This window comes from Candidatus Methylopumilus planktonicus (assembly GCF_000981505.1).
GTDB classification, from domain to species: Bacteria; Pseudomonadota; Gammaproteobacteria; order Burkholderiales; family Methylophilaceae; genus Methylopumilus; species Methylopumilus planktonicus.
Map to the genome: position 1 here is coordinate 568897 of NZ_LN827929.1, position 17502 is coordinate 586398.

The following is a 17502-nucleotide window of genomic DNA, read 5'->3' on the forward strand; positions in this document are numbered from 1 at the left end:
ATGAAGCAATATTTAGATTTACTGAATCACGTTAAAAATCATGGTGACGTCAAACATGACCGAACAGGCACAGGGACTATGTCTGTCTTTGGCTATCAAATGCGTTATGACTTATCAAAAGGCTTTCCTCTACTCACTACTAAAAAAGTCCACTTAAAGTCAATTATTCATGAGCTTTTATGGTTTTTAAGTGGTAGCACAAATATTAAGTACTTAAAAGATCATGGTGTGAGCATATGGGATGAATGGGCTGATGAAAACGGTAATTTAGGCCCTGTCTATGGCTTCCAATGGAGAAGCTGGCCCTCAACTGATGGAAAGCATATTGATCAAATTACAGATCTCATTGAATCGATTAAAAAGAATCCTGACTCAAGGAGACTCATTGTGTCTGCTTGGAACGTTTCGGAAATTTCTAAAATGAAATTACCCCCTTGCCATGCATTTTTTCAGTTTTATGTTTCGAATGGCAAGTTATCTTGTCAGCTTTATCAGAGAAGCGCAGATATATTTCTGGGCGTCCCTTTTAATATAGCTTCTTACGCGCTCCTTACGATGATGGTAGCGCAAGTATGCTCATTAGAGCTTGGTGATTTTATCCACACATTAGGTGATGCACATATTTACTCTAATCATATGGAGCAAGTGAATGAACAACTATCAAGAACACCTAAAACTTTACCTCGCATGAAAATTAATCCCGAAGTTAAAAGTATTTTTGATTTTAAATTCGAAGATTTTGTTTTAGAAGATTATGAACCTGATCCCGCGATTAAAGCGCCTGTAGCAGTCTAGTGTCTAAGTTGTCTATTATTGTCGCTATGAGTTCAAACTATGTCATTGGTGTCAATAACACCTTGCCATGGCATTTAACTGAAGATCTAAAGTATTTTAAATCTTTAACAACAGGCCATACCATTATTATGGGTCGAAAGACATATGAGTCTATTGGCCGTCCTCTTCCTCACAGACGAAATATCGTAATTAGTCGAAATACTGAAACTACTTATGAGGGTGTTGAGGTTGTTCACAGTATCGAGGATGCTTTTTCTATTTCAAAGAATGATAACGAAGTATTTGTTATTGGCGGTTCTAATATATACAAACAAGCGCTAGACTTAGTCGATCATCTGTATGTTACTGAGATTAAGAAAAGCTTTACAGGAGATACTTTTTTTCCTGAGATTGATAAGGAAAAATGGACTGAATTTTCAAGAGAAGATCATGTGACAGCAGATGGCCTTGAGTTTTCTTTTGTAGGTTACCAAAAAAATACTAAATAGAAACACAGTCTACAAAGTAGTGCGCTTTGCCATCAATCTTTTGTTTCACTAATCCATGATTGTCTGTTTCGAATCCAGGAAATTTTTCATTAAAATCTCTCGCAAACTTTAAATAATTTACAATAATATTATTAAAACGCTCGCCAGGAATTAAAAGTGGTATGCCAGGCGGATAAGGAGTGAGTAGCACTGCTGTAATTCTGCCCTCTAGATCATCAATCGCAACACGTTCAATTTCTTTATGGGCCATTTTTGCAAAAGCATCTGCAGGCTTCATTGCGGGCACCATATCCGAGAGATACATTTCTGTTGTAAGTCTTGCAATATTATGTTTTTTGTAAATTTCATGAATTTGTGTACATAAATCTCTAAGACCGATGCGCTCATAACTTGGTTGTTTCTGAATAAACTCAGGCAACACTTTCCATAAAGGTTGATTCTTGTCGTAATCGTCTTTGAATTGCTGAAGAGCAGCAACAAGTGTATTCCAGCGACCCTTAGTGATACCAATCGTAAACATAATAAAAAATGAGTAGAGCCCAGTTTTTTCAACAATAACTCCATGCTCTGCCAAATACTTTGTAACAATAGATGCGGGTATCCCAAACTCTAAAGAAAACTCTCCATCAACATTAAGTCCTGGAGTAATAATAGTTGCTTTAATAGGATCAAGCATATTGAAGCCATCAGCAAGATCACCAAAACCATGCCAATGATCATTAGCATTTAACATCCAAGCATCTCTATCTTCGAGACCTTCATCTGATAAATCGTTAGGGCCCCAAACTTTAAACCACCAGTCAGATCCCCATTCAATATCTACTTTTCGCATAGCGCGTCTAAAGTCTAGCGCTTCCATTAGTGACTCTTCAACAAGAGCCTTGCCCCCAGGTTCTTCCATCATTGCCGCTGCAACATCGCAACTTGCAATAATTGAATATTGTGGACTGGTAGAGCTGTGCATAAGAAATGATTCATTAAAGACTTCACGATCGAGTTTATTTTTTTCTGCATCTTGGACGAGAATTTGAGATGCCTGACTTAACCCTGCTAAAAGTTTGTGTGTCGATTGTGTTGAGAAGATTAAGCTATCTTTGCAGCGCGGACGATCAGCACCAATTGCATGATAATCACCATAAAAATCGTGAAATGTCGCATGAGGCAACCAAGCTTCATCGAAATGAAGTGTGTCAATTTTTCCATCTAACATTTCTTTAATCTCTTCAACGTTATAAAGAATGCCATCATAAGTTGATTGTGTAATAGTCAGTACACGAGGCTTATCTTTTTTGTTAGTGATGAATGGATTTTTTTGAATTTTATCTTGAATATTTTTCCATTCAAATTCTTTTTTAGGAATAGGGCCAATAATACCGAAGTGATTTCGAGTTGGCATTAAGAAGATTGGAATAGCGCCTGTCATAATAATAGAATGCAGTACTGACTTATGACAATTACGATCAACGATTACAATATCACCAGGAGCAACTGTTGAATGCCAAACCATCTTGTTCGATGTCGATGTACCGTTTGTAACAAAGTATAGATGATCAGAATTGTAGATTCGCGCTGCATTTCTCTCGGAAGCACCTACAGGGCCTGTATGGTCGAGTAACTGTCCTAACTCGTCAACTGCATTGCATACGTCAGCTCGCAGCATATTTTCACCGAAGAATTGGTGAAACATTTGACCAACAGGTGATTTTAGAAAAGCTACACCACCTGAGTGGCCAGGGCAATGCCATGAATAAGATCCGTCACCTGCATAATGAGTGAGTGCTTTAAAAAATGGTGGGGCTAGGCTATCTAGATATGTTCTTGCTTCTCGGACAATATAGCGCGCAACGAATTCTGGCGTATCCTCGTGCATATGAATAAAGCCATTTAACTCTCTTAAAATTTCATTTGGGATGTGACGGCTTGTTCTAGTTTCACCGTGTAGAAATATTGGAATTTCTTCGTTGCGATATCTTATTTCATCTACGAAATTTTTTAATTGCTGAAGCGCGGTTTGATTTTCTTCGACAAATTCTTCATCATCAATCGATAGAATAAACGCAGAAGCTCGACTTTGTTGTTGAGCAAATGATGTTAAGTCACCGTAGCTTGTAACACCTAGTACCTCAAAATTTTCTTTCTCGATCGCTTTTGCTAAAACTCTAATACCAAGTCCAGAAGAATTTTCGGATTTAAAGTCTTCATCAATGATGACTACGGGAAAGTTAAATTTCATGTTAACCCTTTATATTTTAGGTAATGTTACTCCTACTTGGCCTTGGTATTTTCCACCACGATCTTTGTAGGATGTTTCACATACTTCATCGGACTCAAAGAATAACACCTGAGCGCAACCTTCGCCTGCATAAATTTTTGCTGGAAGGGGAGTTGTATTACTAAATTCTAAAGTTACATAACCTTCCCATTCTGGCTCGAAGGGGGTGACGTTCACAATAATCCCGCATCGGGCATATGTTGATTTACCTAAACATATAGTGAGCACACTTCTTGGAATTCTGAAATACTCAACAGTTCTTGCAAGTGCGAAAGAGTTAGGCGGAATGATGCAATAATCACCGTTAAATTCAACAAATGAATTAGGATCGAAATTTTTTGGGTCTACTATAGTGCTATTAATGTTGGTAAATACTTTAAATTCATTAGCGCAACGAATGTCATATCCATAACTGGATGCGCCATATGACACAATTTTGTGATTATCTTTCTCGCGAATTAGCTTAGGCTCAAATGGCTCAATCATGCCGTGTTCTTCAGCCATCTTTCTTATCCATTTATCTGATTTTATCGTCATAATTTTCTTGTCTTAAAAAAGAAAAATCCCGTTTGCACAATCTTGACGCTACGGGATTTCTAATGATTTAAATTTTCATTACTTTAGAGCTTATTTTCACCGATTTCAATACTCTGACGCCAAAATTGTTCAGGCTTGTCAAAAATGATTTTGGATTCAGCAGGGTCGGCACTTCCAGCAGGGTAGGTAAAAACCGGGCTCTTATCTTCATTCCAGGCTTTAATCACAGGATCAAGGAGCCTCCAGGACGCTTCGACCTCGTTAATATGCAAGTATAACGATTGATCACCCTGCATGAGATTCAGGAGAAGTGACTCGTAAGCATCAACACTTTCATCACCTGTAATTCTATTCGGAGCATCCATAGCGACTGTTCTTACTTTAGTATCGAGTCCTGGAATTTTCGTTTGGATTTCAAAGCGGGTAAATTCTTTAGGTTGAATGCTAATGACGAGCCAGTTATCTGCTTGATCAGGGAGCGAAAGGGGTGATTTTTTAAATTTAATAGCTATAGCAGTATCAGATGCGTGAAGACGTTTTGCTGTTCGGACAAAGATAGGTACACCCTTCCATCTAGGTGTGTTGATGTAGAACTTCAGTGCTGCATAAGTTTCAACCACACTTGCCGGATTTTCTAATTCTTCTAAGTAGCCTTTTACTTCCTCACCATTGACTTTTCCTCGTCCATACTGTGCTTTAAAAGTGTGTTTTCTAAGCTCATCAAGTGGAATAGGTGTAATCGATTCAAGCACCTTAATTTTTTCAGCACGTATATGTTCAGGGCTTAATGTTACTGGTATTTCCATTGTGGTTAATGCAAGCATTTGCATAAGATGACTTTGAATCATATCTCTTAGGGCGCCTGTCGCATCATAAAATTTAGTTCTCTCGCCGACACCAAGCGTTTCATTATTAGTAATTTGGATATGATCAATGTGTTCGTGTGTCCAAAGTGGATCAAAAATATGATTTGCAAAGCGGGTCAGCAGAATATTTTGTAATGCAGATTTACCAAGATAATGATCGATACGATAAATTTGTGTTTCTTTTAAATGCTTTGTGATTGATTTTTGAAGTGCTTGTGCTGTTTCTAAGTTAGTGCCAAATGGTTTTTCAATAACAACACGACGCCAGGCTTTGCTTTCATCCGTTAAGCCAACGCCTGCAAGTAAATCAACAATAGACGCAAAGTCAGATGGTCTAACGGATAAAAAGAAAGCTAAATTTTGTGGGAAAGTTGATGCATCAGAAAGTCTTTCGCTAAGCCGTTTAAAAGCATTTTCATCATCAGGAGGATTCGCGTGATAAAAATTTCTAGCAATAAAACGGTCAAAAACTTTTGCGTCATAATTTTTTTTAAATTTAATATCAAGCATCGACTTAATGTCATCTCGCCATGCTGATTCTTTCACATCAGATCTTCCAACAGAGAGAATTTTTATTTTTTCAGGGAGTCTACCGAGAGAATCAAGCCTAAAAAGACCTGGAATAAGTTTTATTCTAGAAAGGTTTCCGCTTGCACCGAAGAGGACTAGGGTGCAGTCATCAATTTTTGTCATAGATAATTTGAGATGATATAAAAGTTATTTAGTTTTTTTTACTACATGACCACCAAATGCATTACGCATAACTGATAGCAATCTATAACCATAACCTTGTTTTTCTTGGCTTCTGAATCTCACTTGTAATGCAAGCGTCAGCACAGGTGTTGGAATACCTTGCTCGATGGATTCAACAACAGTCCATCTGCCTTCACCTGAGTCAGCGACATAAGGAGCAACTTCATCAAGTGTTTGATCTTCTTTAAGGGCATCTGCGGTTAAATCTAACAACCAGCTTCTTACCACTGAACCATGTTTCCATAATTCTGTAATTTGCGCTAAATCAAGTTTAAATTCACTTTTCCCTTTAAGGAGTTCAAGGCCTTCAGCGAATGATTCCATCATGCCGTATTCGATACCATTGTGAATCATTTTAGTGAAGTGACCCGAACCTACAGGACCTACATGAGCCCAGCCACGATCTTCGTGCGCCAATGCTTGGAGAATAGGTTTCATGGTTGCTGCAACTTCTTCTTTTGCGCCCACCATTAAGCAGTAGCCATTTGCTAAACCCCAAACGCCTCCTGATGTTCCACAGTCCATAAAGCCAATACCTTTTTCTTCAAGGAATTTACCGATACGCTGAGAATCTTTGTAATTTGAATTACCACCATCAATAATAATGTCACCTTTATTGAGCATGGGGATGAGTTCATTGATTTGCTCTGCGGTAGGGTTACCTGCTGGCACCATAAGCCATACGATTTTTTGACCGTCTAATTTTGTTAAAGCATCAGCAACTGAAGTTGCACCAATCATTTTTGCTTTTTCTTCTAGCGTTTTTACAACTTCTGCACTTCGGTCAAAGCCTACAACAGAAATACCTTTTTGAATGAGACGAGTAGCCATATTGCCACCCATTTTTCCGAGACCAATCATTGCTAATTTCATTTTTTTACCTTTTTATGGAAGATTTGTCATTACTTAATCTTTTGGATTAAAGCAAATTAGTTTAAAGTGCGATACAAGTTAAATTATATCAAACGCAAGCCCCTTCAAGGAATTGATTTCGATATAAAATCTTCATTATTTTGAAAGATTTTCATGAGTTTAAAAAATACTAAATGGCAATCATTTGAAAGCCAAGTTTCCCTTGATCAGGCAGCTATGGATAGGGTTGAAAGGCTTGCTGAGGCTTCAATTAAAGTACGAGGTCAATTCCATCTTGTATTGGCAGGAGGCTCAACACCTAAAAACGTCTATACACTGCTTAAAAACATCAGCGCAGACTGGCATAAATGGCAGATCTACTTTGGCGATGAGCGTTGTCTAGAACCAAATCACCAAGAGCGAAACAGCACTATGGCGTTTGAAGCATGGCTTAATCATGTAGATATACCTGCGCAAAACATTCACGTGATTCCTGCTGAACTGGGACCGGTTGAGGGTGCTCATTTATACAATAAAACATTAAGCCAGCTAGGTGATTTTGATTTGGTTCTTTTAGGACTTGGCGAAGACGCCCATACTGCAAGCTTATTTCCTGGGCATAGCTGGGATAACAGTTTAGATGCTTTAGCGGTCTTTGATGCACCTAAACCACCCCCATTAAGAATATCAATGTCTCCTGCACGTTTAAGCCGATCTAAATCTGTACTTTTTTTAGTAAGCGGAATAGAAAAACAAACGGCGATAAATCAATGGAAGGCAGGGGATGCAATACCCGCAAGTACTGTCACTTGCAATGATGGTGTAGATGTATTTTGTTTTAACGTAAGCTAGGTTTTTTGAATCACAATATTTGGGAACTTATTGCTGTAATCCTGAGCGAGTTTAGATACCTTAATTGCTGTTAAACGAGCAATTTTCTTGTAGGTTTTTGCAGCACTACTTTCAGGCTCCGCCACTACCATTGGGTTACCACTATCAGACTGTTCTCTAATTTTAATATCCAAAGGCAAGCTTCCTAAAAGAGATACACCATAATCTTTACACATTTTTTCGGCGCCACCGGATCCAAAGATATGTTCCTCATTGCCACATTTTGAACAAGTGTGCATGGCCATATTTTCTACAATACCAATAATTGGAATATTTACTTTTTCAAACATTTTTAAACCGCGTCTAGCATCAAGAAGGGCAATATCCTGCGGTGTTGTGACGATAATGGCACCTGTTACAGGCACTTTTTGAGACAGGGTAAGCTGAATATCACCGGTACCTGGCGGCAGGTCGACTACAAGGTAATCAAGATTATCCCATCTTGTTTCTTTTAAGAGCTGCTCAAGTGTGCTTGTCACCATAGGGCCACGCCATACCATAGGCGTTTCTGTATCAACCAAAAACCCAATCGACATAGCTTGAATATTGTGCGCCATGACGGGCTCCATAGATTTGCCATCCTTACTTTCTGGTTTGGTATATATCCCTAACATTTGTGGCTGACTTGGGCCATAAATATCAGCATCTAAGATGCCAACCCGAGCACCTTCGGCTGATAAAGCTAGAGCAAGATTGACAGCAGTAGTAGATTTTCCAACACCACCTTTACCTGAGGCGACAGCAATAATATTTTTAACGCCAGGAATAAGAGCGATACCTTTTTGCGCTGCATGAGAGGTAATCTTAAAATCAACCTCAATATTTAAATTGATTTGAGGTAGTGCTTTTTGAATTTGAGTGGCAATTAAATCTTTAATGTCTTTTAGTTGGCTTTTAGCAGGATAGCCAAGCAGGACTTTGATATCAACATCATTATTTTTAATTGAAATACTCTTGATAGATTTATCATTAACGAGGCTGTCGTTTGTATTAGGATCAACAACGTCCTTTAATAGATCTTTTATTTGTTCTTCTGTGTAAGCCATGAGGCTGTAATTTTAACCTATCTTAGTTAAGGCGTCATTTGATAGAATAGGGACTTAGTTAAATCAATAAAGTTTCTCAATTCATGCGAAAGCTCTTAATTACATCAGCCTTGCCTTATGCGAATGGAAGCATTCATTTGGGCCATTTAGTTGAATATATCCAAACTGATATTTGGGTGAGATTCCAAAAGATGCAAGGCCATGAAGCATACTATGTATGCGCTGACGATACGCATGGAACACCTATTATGCTTAGGGCTGAAAAAGAAGGAGTTACGCCAGAAGAGCTCATAAAAAAAGTGCATATAGAGCATTCAAAAGACTTTTCTGATTTCTTTGTAAATTTTGATAACTTTTATTCTACAAACTCCCCTGAAAATCTTGAGCTCTCTCAAATTGTTTATAAAAAACTTAAACAGAACAACAAGATTTATACGAAAACGATTGAGCAATTTTACGATCCTGCAAAAGAAATGTTTTTACCTGATCGGTTTATTAAAGGTGAGTGTCCAAAGTGTCATGCCAAAGACCAATATGGTGATTCATGTGAAGTTTGCGGTGCAACATATGCACCTACAGAATTAATTAACCCAACATCTTCTGTGTCAGGTGCGGTGCCTTTTAGAAAAGAAACAGAGCATTACTTCTTCAAGCTTTCAGAGTGTGAATCATTTTTAGCCGACTGGACATCTTCTGGAACGCTTCAACAAGAAGCCGCTAATAAAATGAAAGAGTGGTTTAAATCTGGGCTAGCCGATTGGGATATCTCAAGAGATGCACCTTATTTTGGCTTTGAAATTCCAAATGCACCTGGTAAATATTTTTATGTATGGCTCGATGCCCCAATTGGTTACATGGCGAGCTTTAAAAAACTTTGTGAAGATAAAAAAATAAATTTTGACGAGTTCTGGAATGCAGATTCAAAAACAGAGCTCTATCATTTCATTGGAAAAGATATTCTTTATTTCCATGCTCTATTTTGGCCCGCAACACTTGAATTTTCAGGCTACAGAAAACCTACTAAGATTTTTGCTCATGGTTTTCTTACAGTAAATGCAGAAAAGATGTCTAAATCACGTGGCACTTTCATAACCGCCCGAAGTTATTTAGATCATATTAAAAATCCAGATTATCTTAGATATTATTATGCAGCTAAATTAAATAGCACAATGGAAGATATTGATCTTAATTTGGATGATTTCTTATCTCGCGTGAACAGTGATCTTGTAGGTAAGTTTATTAATATCGCAAGTCGAACATCAGGATTTATTCATAAGTATTTTGAAGGTAAACTTTTCCTTGATGATTCAAAAACCGACCAAGAGCATATTTCTGTTTCGCAAAAATGTAAGGATATAGAAAATGAAATTAAAACGTGTTTTGAAGCAAGGGAGTATGGTCATGCGGTTCGTGAAATTATGCGTGTAGCAGATATTACAAATGAGTACGTGAATACTAAAGCCCCTTGGACGCTTGCAAAAGATGAAGCGCAACATAAACCTGGCTCAGAATTACATGTCATATGTAGCCGAAGTCTTGAGGCCTTTAGAAGACTTTCTATTTATCTCACACCAATACTTCCAAAGCTTACGAAAGATATCGCAATATTCTTTAATGAAAAAGAATTCGCATCGTTTAAAGATATTGATAAGAAAGATATTACTGTTAATGAGTATCAACATATATTAACTAGAGTTGAAAAGAAAGATATCGACATGATGATTGAATCAAATAAAGAATCGCTAGACAAACATACTGAACCCCCGAAAAAGGTAGACGACAATCAATCAACTATTTTGATAGATGACTTTTTGAAGATTGATTTAAGAGTTGCACTTATTAAAGAAGCCTCCTTCGTTGAAGGTGCAGACAGTCTTCTGAAGCTAACTCTAGATATTAATGATGGTCGATTAAGACAGGTTTTTGCTGGGATAAAATCGAAATATAATCCTGATCAGCTTGTTGGAAAATTAACTGTTATGGTTGCTAATTTAAAGCCGAGACAAATGAAATTTGGTTTATCCGAGGGTATGGTGTTAGCCGCAAGCAATGAATCTGAAGGACCGTTTGTTTTATATCCAGATCAAGGGGCTAAACCTGGTATGCGTATTAAATAATTAACTTTGGTTAATTTCTAGGTAAATCTTTTCTAAAGTTTTTGATGGATTTTCTGATTGAGTAATAGGCCTTCCAATCACTAAGTGACTTGATCCAGCCTTAATGGCTTCATAAGGTGTCATAGTTCTTCTCTGGTCATTCGCGACATCATCCGTCATTCTTATACCTGGCGTTACAAATAAAAATAATGAGTTAAAGTGATTTTTCAGAAATGATAAATCCTTAGCTGAGCAGACAACACCATTAAGCCCACTTTTTTCAGTTAACTTCGCAAGACGCAAAACCTGATCTTCTAAATTTCTAGATACACCAATTTCTTCTAAAGTCTTTTGTTCCATACTTGTTAAGACAGTGACCGCAATAAGAAGAGGTGATTGCTTGGCTTTATTTACACCTTCTAGAGCAGCCTCTAACATCATACTTCCTCCTGAAGCATGAACATTGATCATCCATACTCCTAAATAGCTTGCAGCCTCGCATGCTTTTTTCACCGTGGAAGGAATGTCGTGAAATTTAAGATCTAGAAATACTTTGAAATTTTTACTGTGCAGATATTCGATGAGAGCAGGGCCGGTTGCAGTGAATAATTCTTTTCCGACTTTAAGATTACAATATTCTGGATTAAGTTTCGAAACTAATGATTTTGCATCTGTAAGATTTGCATAATCGAGTGCTACAGTAATTTTATGATCTGCTGCCATTAACTAATTTCATTCATCTCAGTAGGTTCTGATGGAAGTGCTTCCCAAGCGTTACAAGCAGGACATTGCCAATGATGTTGCTTGGCTTTAAAGCCACAGTCGCTGCATGTAAATAAACGTCTATTACCAATAGCATTTCGAACAGTTTGTTGAATAAGCTGAATATCTTGTTCCTTTTGCTTGCTATTCATAGCACGTGCTTGAAATAATTGATCCAAGGCTTGGAGACTTGGTTTTCTTATAAGCTCTTTTCGTGCAAGTTCTTCAGCCATTTCAGAGCCTTCTAATTTTAATGTCGCTTCATAGATCACATTAAGTAATGATCTTAATTTGTAATTTTCAAAATAAAGATTTAGAAGCGATAAACCTTCTTCAGGTTTTTTGAGCTTTTCAAATGAATTAAGTATTTTAGATGCTACAAGGCCTAGAGACTCTGGATCTTGAAACTCAATTTTTTTCCAGTAATTGATCGCTTTATTATGTTCACCATCTTCTGCATCTAAATCTCCGAGTAGGATATTTGCACGAACACACTTTTTATGAGCATTGAGTGCGTCATTCAGTGATTTAAATGCTGACTTCTTGTCTTTATCTAAAATACCATCAAGTGCAATCTCGCAGTGGTAATGACTAATTTGTAATCTAAATGATACGCCTGATTCTTTTTCTAATTTTGTTGCCATCTTGATTGCATTTTGCCATTCACGTTCTTTCACGTAAATTTCCAAGAGCGCATTAGATGCATATTGTTTATATTTGCCAGATTCTAACTTTAAGAATAATTCTTCAGCGCGATCAAATAAGCCAGCTTTAAGATAATCTTGCGCTAATTCTGCTTTGACGGATTCTTCTTGGGCTGGATTAAGATCGCGATTTTCTAATAAATCTAAGTGCATATTAATAGCTCGATCTATATGGCCTATACGTCTTAAGATGCTGCCTAAAGCAAAGTGCAGCTCAAGTGATTCATTGTTAATACGAACTGCATCCATAAAAGCATCCACTGCTTTTTCGTATTGGTTAGTAATTAAGTAGTTAAGACCTTTAAAGTAGGTCGCAGGAAGGCTCGTAGATTCTTTCATGAGCTGTTTAATATCAATGCGAGCGGCTACCCATCCTAATGCAAAGAAGAAGGGGATAACAAGGAGCCACCAATATTCGAATTGAATCATAATTGATTTATTGTATATCTATTAATTGATAGATCAAAAAAAAGCATACCTTGGTAAGAAGATATGCTTTTAAATGATGTTTAGTCTTATTTATCAACGCGATCTCTAAGTTCTTTACCTGCTTTAAAGTGTGGAACATATTTTTCTGGTACTTCCACTTTTGAACCTGTTTTAGGATTTCTGCCTAAACGAGGTGGTCGGTAATTTAAACTGAAACTACCAAATCCTCTAATTTCAATTCTTTTACCTTTAGAGAGCGTTTCGCCCATAGCATCAAGAATTGTTTTGACGGATAACTCAGCGTCTTTAAAGACTAACTGAGAGAAACGGCTAGCAAGTAAGTTGATTAATTTAGACTTAGTCATAAGGTTAATTATTTTTTACTATCTAATTTTGCTTTTAATAAGGCGCCAAGATTGGTTGTGCCCGCATTATCAGAACTTTCTTCAACCTCTACTTTTTTCTTAGCTGCTTTTGGTTTAGCTACATTTTTAGATTTGAATGAAAGTTGCATTGTTTTTGCTTTTGCGTCGACATTAAGAATTTTAACTTCAATTTCGTCGCCTGCTTTAACAACAGATGAAGCGTCTTCAACTTTATCTTCGCTTACTTCACTAATATCAACTGTGCCTTCAACTTGATCAGCTAAAGTTACTACGATACCTGAAGCATCTGCAGACTTGACTGTTCCTTTAACAAAACTACCTTTGTCATTAGCTTTTGTGAAGCCTGTAAAGTTATCACCTGATAATTGTTTAAGTCCAAGAGAAATTCTTTCTTTTTCAACATCGATTGCCACGATAAGCGCTTCGAGTTCGTCACCCTTTTTAAAGTTTCTAATAGCTTCTTCACCTTTTTTATCCCATGAGATGTCAGACATGTGGATAAGGCCATCTATGCCGCCATCAAGACCAATAAAGATACCGAAGTCGGTGATTGATTTAATCGGCCCGCTAACTTTTTCACCTTTTTTATGTGTTTCAGAGAACTCTGCCCATGGGTTTGATTTACATTGCTTCATGCCCAATGAAAGTCTTCTTCTGTCTTCATCAATTTCAAGAATCATCACTTCAATTTCATCGCCGAGCTGCGCAATTTTTCCTGGGTGAATATTTTTATTAGTCCAGTCCATTTCTGAAACGTGAACTAAACCTTCAATACCTGCTTCAATTTCAACGAATGCACCGTAATCAGTTAGGTTAGATACTTTACCGAACAGACGTGTACTTACAGGATATCTTCTAGATAAGCCCTTCCATGGATCATCATCGAGTTGTTTTAAGCCTAATGAAACACGATTTTTTTCTTGATCAAATTTAAGTACTTTAGCTTCAACTTCATCACCAATATTTAAAATTTCAGACGGATGCTTTACGCGTCTCCATGCTAAGTCAGTAATATGAAGTAAGCCATCAATGCCGCCTAAGTCAACGAATGCACCGTAATCAGTAATATTTTTAATAATGCCTTTTACAGTAGCACCTTCAGTAAGTGTGCCAATAACAGCATCTCTGTCCGCACCTGAAGATTGTTCCATCACTGCTTTTCTTGAAACAACCACGTTGTTTCTTTTCTTATCAATTTTAATAACTTTAAGATCCCATTCTTTATTTTCGAATGGTGTTGTGTCTTTAACTGGTCTTACATCAACGAGTGAGCCTGGAAGGAATGCTGTGATTCCATTTACAGAAACTCTCAAGCCACCTTTGACACGACTACTTACAAAACCTCTGACAACTGTGCCTTCGTTCATTGCATCTTCAAGATCAAGCCATGCTTGCATTTTCTTCGCTTTATCTCTTGAAAGGATTGTTGAGCCGAAACCATCTTCTAATTTTTCAATTGCAACTTTAACAAAGTCACCCACTTTAACGTCAAGTTCGCCTTGGTCATTAAGGAATTCTTCTGCTTTGATAACGCTTTCTGATTTAAGCCCTGCGTTTACAATCACAAAGTCATTATCAATAGATATAACTTCTGCTGTAATTACTTCGCCCGAGCGCATTTCTTGAAGCGCTATGCTTTCTTCAAATAGAGCTGCGAAACTTTCTGTGGAATTTGATTCTATGTTTTTTGCTGTCGTTGCCATTAAATGTTACCTATAAAGTCCTACCTAGCGATAGGGATGTTAAAGTTAGCAATAGATCTTTGAAATCTATTACACCTAAATTGTTGTTTAAGACGTTTGAGACTTTAAACTGAAGAGATGGGTGATGTTATCAACGGCATCAGATATGCTTAATGTGTCTGTGTCTATTTCTATAGCGTCTTTTGTTTTTAAGAGGGGAGAGATTTCTCTTTGTAAATCACGCTCATCTCTTAAAATAATTTCACTTAAAACCGAAGTCATATTAGCAGGGTTTCCTTTTGAGATCAACTGTTTATATCTTCTTTCAGCCCTAATTTGTGCGCTTGCAGTTAAGAATATTTTGATACCAGCATGCGGGAAAACGACCGAAGTCATATCTCTTCCCTCGGCTACCAATCCAGGGTGTTTTTCAAAGCTTCTTTGAAATCCAAGGATTGCTTCTCTCAGACCTCTGTGAACCGCAACTTCTGAGGCTCCGTGGCCTGATTCCTCAGTACGTATAGCTTCAGATACATCTTTACCATTGAGTAAAATTTGATCATTTTTAAAGCTTAAGTTTGCATTTTCAAGAACTTTAAGAAGTAAAGTTTCATTATTGAGGGGTATGTTTTGTAAACGACCTGCATAAGCAATCGTTCGGTAGATTGACCCTGAATCTAGATAGTGAAAATTTAGTTTTTCTGCAATAAGTTTAGCCACTGTTCCTTTTCCAGAAGCAGAAGGACCGTCAATCGCGATAATAGGAATGTGAGATGTCATTTATGTCTTTACTATACTTTCCAAAACCTCAAAGTAAGTTGGAAATGTTTTGTTGACACACGCTGGGTCGTTTATTGTGATTGGGATATTTTTGAGGCTTACCAGTGAAAAACACATAGCCATTCGATGGTCGTCATAAGTATCAATCTCAACATGCTCTTTAATCCTAAGAGGGGGTGTGATTTCAATAAAATCTTCACCCTCAATCACAGCCGCACCTAATTTTCTAAGTTCAGTCGCCATAGCTTTAATGCGATCAGTTTCTTTAACGCGCCAGCTTCCAATATTAAAAAGTTTAGTAGCGCCTTTTGCAAATAGGGCTAATACTGCAAGTGTCATCGCAGCATCTGGAATGTGATTACAATCAAGGCTGATTGCTTGAAGTGTTTCGATTTTTGAAACCTGAATTGATCCTTCAAGAATATTAATATCAGCGCCCATAAGCTCTAAAGCTTCAGCAAATTTTACATCACCTTGAATGCTATTTTTTCCAATACCTTTAACTTCGATATCGCCTGCAAGCGCTCCCGCAGCTAAAAAATAAGAAGCTGATGATGCGTCACCTTCAACAAATATTTCACCTGGACTCACATACTTACTTGAACCCGGAATAATAAAATTTTCCCAGCCTATTTTTTTAACATGTATACCAAATCGCGCCATCAGATTAAGCGTAATATCAATATAAGGTTTTGAAATTAAATCACCCACGATTTCAATAACCACTTCTTTTTTTGTAAGTGGAATCGCCATTAGAAGAGCTGTTAAGAATTGACTTGAAATATCACCCCTAATTTTTATAGGACCTTGAATAACAATTTCAGATGGAGAAATATTTAATGGAGGGTAGCCGTCTTGATTAAGATATTTTATATCTACATTTAATTGCAAGAGTGCGTCGACAAGATCTTTAATGGGGCGCTCATGCATTCGGGGCGAACCGCTTAGTGTGTATTGGCCATTAGAAAAAGACAAAGCTGCAGTTAAAGGTCTAAATGCAGTACCCGCATTACCTAGAAAAATTTCAGCTGATTTATTTTTAAAACTACCCCGTGTGCCATGAATAAGAATGTCACCGTTATCTTTTTGCTTAAGATCAACTTGAAGTTTTACTAATGCTTCAATCATATGACGTGTGTCATTTGATACAAGTGGACCGATCATAGTTGTTATACCATCTGCCATTGCAGACAAAAGAAGAATGCGATTGGTGATACTTTTAGATCCAGGGAGGGTGACTTTGCCAGAAACAGATTGAACAGCTTTTAATTTCTTTTGATTTGCCATGCGCTTAAATTATCGTGACCATTCACTTCGAGTTTTACTTGCGTTTTCGAATAAAGCTAAAATCTTTTTTGCATCTTCTTGCTCAATAGCTTCCTTAAGTAATTTAATTTGATTTTCAAAGTGCTTAATATCTTCAAGAATAAATTCTCTATTTGCGAGTGTAATGTCTTTCCACATTTCAGGAGAGCTCGCTGCAATTCTTGTAAAATCCTTAAATCCACTTGCGGCGAATTTTAAAAGTTCATTTGCATTTGTTCTTTGGGTAATCATATCCACGAGTGAAAAAGCTAACAGATGAGGAAGATGACTAATCGTTGAAAATATTTTGTCATGATCGCCATGGGACATATTTGAAACTATAGCGCCTGCATTTTTCCAGAGCAATTCAATCACTTCTTTTGCTCGAGGAGATGTGTCTTGATCCGGCGTTAAAATGACATTTTTACCTTTAAATAAATCAATATGGGCTGCAGTTGCTCCATGTTTTTCGGATCCAGCAATAGGGTGACTGCCAATAAATTGTGAGTATTGACTACCTAAAATTTCTTTTGCCGATTCAATTACACTTGTTTTGGTGCTTCCAACATCGGTGATAATCGTATGTGAAGATAAATGTGGCTGAATCGTTTTGAGTATTGAGGAAAATTGAGCAACAGGTGTCGCAATAATAATAATATGAGCTTCTGCAATATCTTTATTTAATTCTTGGCTCGTGCGATCAATAAGTTTAAGTTTAATTGCATCATTAAGGTTATCTTGGTTTCTTCCGACGCCTACAATATCAGAAGCGATACCTGATTTTTTTGTGGAGAGTGCAATAGATCCGCCAATAAGACCTACACCAAAAATAAGAATTTTATTCACTGTATATAGTTG

General features: G+C 37.2%; 16 protein-coding genes. 4 read left to right on the forward strand and 12 right to left on the reverse strand.

From position 1 onward, the window contains the following. Both BN1208_RS03205 and BN1208_RS03210 read left to right on the forward strand, forming a co-directional pair. On the forward strand, positions 1-795 hold the full coding sequence (locus BN1208_RS03205) for a thymidylate synthase (protein ID WP_046487829.1): 795 nt from the start codon (positions 1-3) through the stop codon (positions 793-795). Further along, positions 795-1283, forward strand: a complete 489-nt coding sequence (locus BN1208_RS03210) for a dihydrofolate reductase (RefSeq protein WP_046487830.1) — start codon at positions 795-797, stop codon at positions 1281-1283. The genes BN1208_RS03205 and BN1208_RS03210 overlap by 1 nt, the downstream gene beginning before the upstream one ends. Here the strand turns inward: BN1208_RS03210 and BN1208_RS03215 are convergent. The 4 genes from BN1208_RS03215 to gnd form a co-directional block, all read right to left on the reverse strand. Next, on the reverse strand, positions 1276-3516 hold the full coding sequence (locus BN1208_RS03215; RefSeq protein WP_046487832.1) for an arginine/lysine/ornithine decarboxylase: 2241 nt from the start codon (positions 3514-3516) through the stop codon (positions 1276-1278). The two genes, BN1208_RS03210 and BN1208_RS03215, sit on opposite strands and share 8 nt — an antisense overlap. A gap of 9 nt (positions 3517-3525) precedes the next feature. Then, on the reverse strand, positions 3526-4092 hold the full coding sequence (gene dcd, locus BN1208_RS03220; RefSeq protein WP_046487834.1) for a dCTP deaminase: 567 nt from the start codon (positions 4090-4092) through the stop codon (positions 3526-3528). An 83-nt stretch (positions 4093-4175) separates the two neighbouring features. Continuing rightward, positions 4176-5651: a glucose-6-phosphate dehydrogenase gene (zwf, locus tag BN1208_RS03225; protein ID WP_046487836.1), complete on the reverse strand. Its 1476-nt coding sequence runs from the start codon at positions 5649-5651 to the stop codon at positions 4176-4178. 24 nt (positions 5652-5675) lie between these two features. After that, on the reverse strand, positions 5676-6584 hold the full coding sequence (gene gnd / locus BN1208_RS03230) for a phosphogluconate dehydrogenase (NAD(+)-dependent, decarboxylating) (protein WP_046487838.1): 909 nt from the start codon (positions 6582-6584) through the stop codon (positions 5676-5678). A 153-nt stretch (positions 6585-6737) separates the two neighbouring features. Between gnd and pgl the strand changes: the two genes are divergently transcribed. Beyond that, a complete protein-coding gene (pgl, locus tag BN1208_RS03235; RefSeq protein ID WP_046487840.1) occupies positions 6738-7415 on the forward strand; it encodes a 6-phosphogluconolactonase in 678 nt (225 codons plus the stop codon). Here pgl and apbC read toward each other — a convergent pair. Continuing rightward, a complete protein-coding gene (gene apbC, locus BN1208_RS03240; RefSeq protein ID WP_046487841.1) occupies positions 7412-8500 on the reverse strand; it encodes an iron-sulfur cluster carrier protein ApbC in 1089 nt (362 codons plus the stop codon). The genes pgl and apbC overlap by 4 nt on opposite strands. Positions 8501-8583: 83 nt before the next feature. Between apbC and metG the strand changes: the two genes are divergently transcribed. Next, positions 8584-10617: a methionine--tRNA ligase gene (metG, locus tag BN1208_RS03245; RefSeq protein WP_046487842.1), complete on the forward strand. Its 2034-nt coding sequence runs from the start codon at positions 8584-8586 to the stop codon at positions 10615-10617. Here the strand turns inward: metG and pyrF are convergent, their stop codons facing one another. The 7 genes from pyrF to BN1208_RS03280 form a co-directional block, all read right to left on the reverse strand. Then, positions 10618-11319, reverse strand: a complete 702-nt coding sequence (pyrF, locus tag BN1208_RS03250) for an orotidine-5'-phosphate decarboxylase (protein WP_046487843.1) — start codon at positions 11317-11319, stop codon at positions 10618-10620. Further along, positions 11319-12491, reverse strand: a complete 1173-nt coding sequence (gene lapB / locus BN1208_RS03255) for a lipopolysaccharide assembly protein LapB (RefSeq protein WP_173424745.1) — start codon at positions 12489-12491, stop codon at positions 11319-11321. The genes pyrF and lapB overlap by 1 nt, the downstream gene beginning before the upstream one ends. Before the next feature lie 86 nt (positions 12492-12577). Beyond that, positions 12578-12856, reverse strand: coding sequence for an integration host factor subunit beta (locus tag BN1208_RS03260; protein WP_046487847.1), 279 nt, complete (start codon positions 12854-12856; stop codon positions 12578-12580). A gap of 8 nt (positions 12857-12864) precedes the next feature. Further along, on the reverse strand, positions 12865-14580 hold the full coding sequence (gene rpsA / locus BN1208_RS03265; protein ID WP_046487848.1) for a 30S ribosomal protein S1: 1716 nt from the start codon (positions 14578-14580) through the stop codon (positions 12865-12867). Positions 14581-14667: 87 nt separating this feature from the next. Beyond that, positions 14668-15339: a (d)CMP kinase gene (gene cmk, locus BN1208_RS03270; protein ID WP_046487850.1), complete on the reverse strand. Its 672-nt coding sequence runs from the start codon at positions 15337-15339 to the stop codon at positions 14668-14670. Continuing rightward, on the reverse strand, positions 15340-16626 hold the full coding sequence (gene aroA / locus BN1208_RS03275) for a 3-phosphoshikimate 1-carboxyvinyltransferase (RefSeq protein ID WP_046487852.1): 1287 nt from the start codon (positions 16624-16626) through the stop codon (positions 15340-15342). A 9-nt stretch (positions 16627-16635) separates the two neighbouring features. Continuing rightward, on the reverse strand, positions 16636-17490 hold the full coding sequence (locus tag BN1208_RS03280) for a prephenate dehydrogenase (RefSeq protein ID WP_046487854.1): 855 nt from the start codon (positions 17488-17490) through the stop codon (positions 16636-16638). Positions 17491-17502 lie beyond the last annotated feature (12 nt).

Bases quoted from the DNA above. Each gene is read 5' to 3' on its own strand.
- BN1208_RS03205 (WP_046487829.1), top strand. From the start codon at position 1: ATGAAGCAATATTTAGATTTACTGAATCACGTTAAAAATCATGGTGAC.
- BN1208_RS03215 (WP_046487832.1), bottom strand. From the start codon at position 3,516: ATGAAATTTAACTTTCCCGTAGTCATCATTGATGAAGACTTTAAATCC.
- dcd (WP_046487834.1), bottom strand. From the start codon at position 4,092: ATGACGATAAAATCAGATAAATGGATAAGAAAGATGGCTGAAGAACAC.
- zwf (WP_046487836.1), bottom strand. From the start codon at position 5,651: ATGACAAAAATTGATGACTGCACCCTAGTCCTCTTCGGTGCAAGCGGA.
- gnd (WP_046487838.1), bottom strand. From the start codon at position 6,584: ATGAAATTAGCAATGATTGGTCTCGGAAAAATGGGTGGCAATATGGCT.
- pgl (WP_046487840.1), top strand. From the start codon at position 6,738: ATGAGTTTAAAAAATACTAAATGGCAATCATTTGAAAGCCAAGTTTCC.
- apbC (WP_046487841.1), bottom strand. From the start codon at position 8,500: ATGGCTTACACAGAAGAACAAATAAAAGATCTATTAAAGGACGTTGTT.
- metG (WP_046487842.1), top strand. From the start codon at position 8,584: ATGCGAAAGCTCTTAATTACATCAGCCTTGCCTTATGCGAATGGAAGC.
- pyrF (WP_046487843.1), bottom strand. From the start codon at position 11,319: ATGGCAGCAGATCATAAAATTACTGTAGCACTCGATTATGCAAATCTT.
- lapB (WP_173424745.1), bottom strand. From the start codon at position 12,491: ATGATTCAATTCGAATATTGGTGGCTCCTTGTTATCCCCTTCTTCTTT.
- BN1208_RS03260 (WP_046487847.1), bottom strand. From the start codon at position 12,856: ATGACTAAGTCTAAATTAATCAACTTACTTGCTAGCCGTTTCTCTCAG.
- rpsA (WP_046487848.1), bottom strand. From the start codon at position 14,580: ATGGCAACGACAGCAAAAAACATAGAATCAAATTCCACAGAAAGTTTC.
- cmk (WP_046487850.1), bottom strand. From the start codon at position 15,339: ATGACATCTCACATTCCTATTATCGCGATTGACGGTCCTTCTGCTTCT.
- aroA (WP_046487852.1), bottom strand. From the start codon at position 16,626: ATGGCAAATCAAAAGAAATTAAAAGCTGTTCAATCTGTTTCTGGCAAA.